The organism is Kosmotoga sp., assembly GCF_982836095.1.
On record NZ_CEYIHJ010000147.1, the window covers coordinates 315 to 4,784 of the forward strand.

At 38.7% G+C, this 4,470-nt stretch carries 7 protein-coding genes; 2 read left to right on the forward strand and 5 right to left on the reverse strand.

The genetic code is table 11. The features are described from left to right. Positions 1-339, reverse strand: a 339-nt coding sequence (locus AC3LHT_RS08875) for an NAD(P)H-hydrate epimerase (protein ID WP_488662632.1), incomplete at its 3' end; no start/stop codon positions are given. Between the two features lie 69 nt (positions 340-408). On the opposite strand from AC3LHT_RS08875, the gene AC3LHT_RS08880 reads away from it, so the two are divergent. Then, entirely contained in the window at positions 409-1,104 is a 696-nt protein-coding gene (locus AC3LHT_RS08880) for a hypothetical protein (RefSeq protein WP_488662633.1), read from the forward strand. Between the two features lie 13 nt (positions 1,105-1,117). Here the strand turns inward: AC3LHT_RS08880 and AC3LHT_RS08885 are convergent, their stop codons facing one another. From AC3LHT_RS08885 to AC3LHT_RS08900, 4 genes are all read right to left on the reverse strand, one after another. Further along, on the reverse strand, positions 1,118-2,071 hold the full coding sequence (locus tag AC3LHT_RS08885; RefSeq protein ID WP_290644842.1) for a hypothetical protein: 954 nt from the start codon (positions 2,069-2,071) through the stop codon (positions 1,118-1,120). A gap of 98 nt (positions 2,072-2,169) precedes the next feature. Beyond that, positions 2,170-2,898 (reverse strand): protein-L-isoaspartate O-methyltransferase family protein, encoded by a 729-nt coding sequence (locus AC3LHT_RS08890; protein ID WP_488662634.1) that lies wholly within the window; start codon positions 2,896-2,898, stop codon positions 2,170-2,172. Positions 2,899-2,935: 37 nt separating this feature from the next. Continuing rightward, entirely contained in the window at positions 2,936-3,148 is a 213-nt protein-coding gene (locus AC3LHT_RS08895) for a hypothetical protein (RefSeq protein ID WP_290644838.1), read from the reverse strand. Further along, complete coding sequence (locus tag AC3LHT_RS08900; protein ID WP_488662635.1) at positions 3,145-3,867, reverse strand: hypothetical protein; 723 nt, start codon at positions 3,865-3,867, stop codon at positions 3,145-3,147. Before AC3LHT_RS08900 ends, AC3LHT_RS08895 begins: the two co-directional genes overlap by 4 nt. A gap of 333 nt (positions 3,868-4,200) precedes the next feature. Between AC3LHT_RS08900 and AC3LHT_RS08905 the strand changes: the two genes are divergently transcribed. Next, positions 4,201-4,470: hypothetical protein (locus AC3LHT_RS08905; protein WP_488662636.1), on the forward strand; the 270-nt coding region annotated here is incomplete at its 3' end.

Consider the following 4,470-nt stretch of genomic DNA (forward strand, 5'->3'; position numbering starts at 1 on the left):
ACTCCTGGTTTTTTTTGTGAGTTCGGTATATTTGTAAACCCTCCCACCAAAGGCTTTGAACAATCTGTAATTGAGCCTTGCTTCTTTGGTGACAGGCATTCCAAGGCTAAGAGCGCTAACTTCCAGACCCCTTGCTAACAACTTTCTTCCAGCAGCATAAGCATCACCACCGTTGTTACCTCGGCCACAAAGTAATAGTATCTTACGCGGGGAAAAGGAAAGCACCTGAAGTTCGACGGCAGCAGCAGCGCTCTCCATCAATAGTAGAGATGGCACACCTAATTCTTCTATGGTTTTTTTGTCTATCTCTTTCATTTTTTCAGGTAAAACCAGCTTCATTGAATCACCCCGGTATTATGATAACATCTCAAAATGGAATGTTATAATGATTCTTTAGGAGGCGATCGCTTGAAAAAGATGTTGACAACACTTTTTATACTCTTTGTTATTACTGTTTTTTCGATAGAATTCGACCCTCTCGCCCTTTTTTTGGAAAGGCTCTCTCTTGAGAAACAGCTTTCCATAAAAGCATGTGTTGAATTTTCGCTGATTGATACTTCAGTTGCTACTGAAACAGAGATCAAATTTGGGCTTGGCGTGAATTTCATGACTTCCGATTTTTCCGATTGGTACCTGGAAATCACTGAACCTGAGGAACTTTCTGGTATTGCTTTTGTGTTCCTCGAAAGAGAAAATGTTCTATTTAGCATTATTGATGGGAAACCTTGGAAACAATACAGAACTATGGATGACTTCACTCTGCTGGGAAATTTCTTGACTGGATTTTTCAATGGCCTTACCGATCCAAAAAATTTCGATTGGAAAAAAGAAGAAATATCAGGAAGTGTTTCTTATTTCCTCACTCCTAATGAATCCAGGCTAAGATTCATGGGATTGCTCCATGGAGGCGGTTATATTCCAAACATAATGAAGATAACTGTCAGCTTTGAAATGGAATCTGGAAGATTCCCTCTTCCTAAGTCCATATTGCTTATGGACCGATTGGAAAGGGAAAGCGTAGAAATAGTTTTCAAAGAATTCAGCTTTGACGTTGCTAAAGATTTCGGTGCGCTCAGAAAAATTTACTACTCGACATTTCAGTGAATTTGCTCTGAATCTACGGTTCATAAATTAAAGGTTTAATGATGCAATTATACGTTCCATAAATTCTTGATTCTTCCGCCGTTGATAGATTTTTAAGATGAATTCCGGAATCGGTGATCGCTAATATAAACATTTCCTCTGTCCATGGGTCTTCAATGAGTTTTACCTTTCTCGGCTCTTCAACAAGATTAAACTGCTTGGCGAATTTTATGTTGTCATTGACGTCAAAAAGAAGCACCCTCTTGCCTTTAAAATCAGCAACGATCAGTTTTTCATTGCAGAAGTCAAGGGAATCAGCATATCCGATACCAATGTTCTTTTCAACAATCAATTTGTCAGCATATATTTTGAGCACGATTAACCCTTTTAAACCAGAAGCTAAAAAAATTCTTCCCTTTTTGTCCACAAACATTTCTGAAGGTAAGAAATTAGAGGAGGTCTTGGGCAGTCCGTAACCTCCAAGCTTATCTACCTCTTCAAAATATCCATTGACCTTCTTATACAAATACAGCCCAAAACCATCGGTTGCAACAATGAGATAGTCTTTCCAAACTTCAATATCTACCACCCATCCATGTACAGGAACAACTTCAACAAACTTCAGAAAATCAGGTCTGAAGAATTTGTAGCGTAAAATGCCCCTGCTGCCATCAGCTACAAAAAGATCGAGAAATTCAATATTTATGGCGATATCCGTCACATCTCCGACACACATCGTATTACGCAATATAAGACCATCAGCCTCAAGAATGGAAAAGCCAAAATTTCTCATTGCTAGAAAAAGATAACTTCCCACTCTTACACCTGATTCAACAAAGCTTATTGGAGAATCTAAAGCGATAGTCTGGTCATTTTCCACGGTGATCATTTTTACTCCTTCGATTCCCTTTCCAGCATATATTTCCAGGGCAAATAGGCTATGAACGCTCAGCAATACAAAAAATAACAAAGTAAAAACTTTTTTCATGAGACCACCCCCTATAATCATATTAATCCGATAACAACCAGAAAGAGTTTAAAGTGCATTAACTATGAACCCAGTTGCAGTTAAATGAAACGAAGAAGCTAACGGGAAGACTTGCAAATGAGACTGTTTTTTGACAGTTCAAAGTGCATTTCAGAAATCTTCAACGGAAAGCTATTATCACTGTGGTGTTCCATAGGTATGAACACAGCATCAATCGATTTTTTACAGAGAAGATCTCTTTCTGTGGTTTTCTCGCAGGTGATAACCGGAGTGTACAGGGCGTTTATAAAAACAGGTGAAACCAAGATCCCCCCCACTTTCAACTGTCTGAACCAGAATGGGGAAATATCCGAGGGAGCTACCATCGAGATAATCCTATCAAAGGGAGCATGTAATATGCATCCGTTGTAGCCATCACCGGAATGAACTTCTACGTTGCGAAGGTCATACTTTTTGAAGTTTTTAAGAGCAGCGTCAACTAAAGAGGGAAGCCACTCAACACCAATAATGTAGGAATCCATATAGGCAGCAGCCATTATAGCCGTTGCATAGCCTGTCCCGGTGCCTATATCAAGGACTTTAGACCCTTTCAAGATTTTCAACAATTTTATCATTTCTATGGCAAGAGAAGGTTGGGTAGAAGTGCTTAAAATTCTACCACCTTCTTCCCAACTGGGAAGAACTCGGTCATACTTTGCCAGATCCCGGTATTTTGGAAGAACAAAATCACGTCTATCAACTTTGCACACTGCCTCATAAAGTTTTTTATCGTTGAGCACGCCCATAAACCGCAGCTCATCTGCTAAAGTTCTGAAAGAACCTGTCATGAGAAACCTCCAAATTGTCTCATCATCTGTGAAAAAATCATTTTTCTTTTCGCTCTTTCATTATTTCCAGTTTTGCAGCTATTGATGTTTTCAATAAATTAATGCCACCCACAAAAAGAATAACAGCGCTTAGAAAAGAAAAAATAGCGCCCAAAAAATTCTCATGTGCTAAAAAATCGAAAGTATTGAAAAATGCATAACCGCCAGCAACAATAATAATAAATCCAACTACATCATAGAAGATTGTCAAAACAACTCACCTCCAGCATTGTTAAGGAGCTTCAGGTTTTCTTCAATGTTTCTGAATAGTATCGTGTTGAATTCTCCATATTGAGACTCAAACCATTTGAAAGCGCTATACATAACTAAAATCAATATCACCACCGCTAATAATCTTACTATGTTTTTAACATTCAAAGCTGTTGGCATTTTCAGCAACAATTTTGCCCTGGCCTCCTCAATCCCTTTCACCGGATCATCCAGCAACCTGGACGGATGCTTTTGGCCACCACGCATGTAGGGAACATAATAGCCTGCCATAAGCTGCTTTATCGTATAAGAACTCCAGATGCTTCGGGTAAGGCTTGAATTGATATAAACATTCATGATACCCACTATTATGGCTATCGTTGCGCAGGAGAATACCAGAGCCAGCGGGGAAAATTCAAAAAAGAGCAATGTTGAAATGCTTATCACTCCAGTAATTGAAACTACAGCAAAAAGCAAATAGTGTTTTCTTTGACCCGCTTGCTCTTTCCCCTCCAATTCAAAACCAGAAAACTTTGACTTTATAAATAATTGCAGGAGATTGCCCGCTGCGGAGAGTAGCGGAAAGAAATAACCAACAGTCTGAGAGTGTTCCAAAAAGAACAATAGAATAAAACCCACAGAAAGAGCTATTGTTCGGACATATAGCCACTTTTTCTTATAAATGGAGAGCAAAGAAAAAGCCAAAACAATTGTGGGCATAATATATTCTCCGGAAAAAAACTGATATACAGCCAGATAAAATAGCGGTGCATCCAATAGCAAAATAATCACTGCTACACTCCCTCTTTTCCCTCTGTTACCCTTTGTTGATGATATATAATCTAAAAATCAAAATCGTTTCTTTATGGTGGATGACTTCAAGAAATAATCAAGAACAGAAATTTTTATGAACTACTTATTACCGATTCGATTGAGGTTTCAGTGTAATTTATTATATAACATTTGCTCTTAATGAATACATAGTACAATCTGCTGTGACAACAAAGCTGAGTAATCAAAGAGCGTTAAGATAAGAACAGAGGAGGTGTTTATGTGAAAAAGGTCATTTTGGTTTCTCTGGTTGTTTTCGTAGCTGTACTCATTTTTGGAGAGCTTTCCCTTGGAATTAATAGCCTTGTGCTGCCAAGTTATACTATTAACCCTGATGCATCCCCTTCCATTGTTGTGATTGAAAGTGTTGATGCTAGGGTAGCTTTTGGTTTGTTCAGGGGAGGACTTACAACTCCATTCATGGCATTTGGCTATTCTGTCGAAGATGGGCTCAACTCTTTTATGATTCCACCTGGAGCCCTTTGGTACACC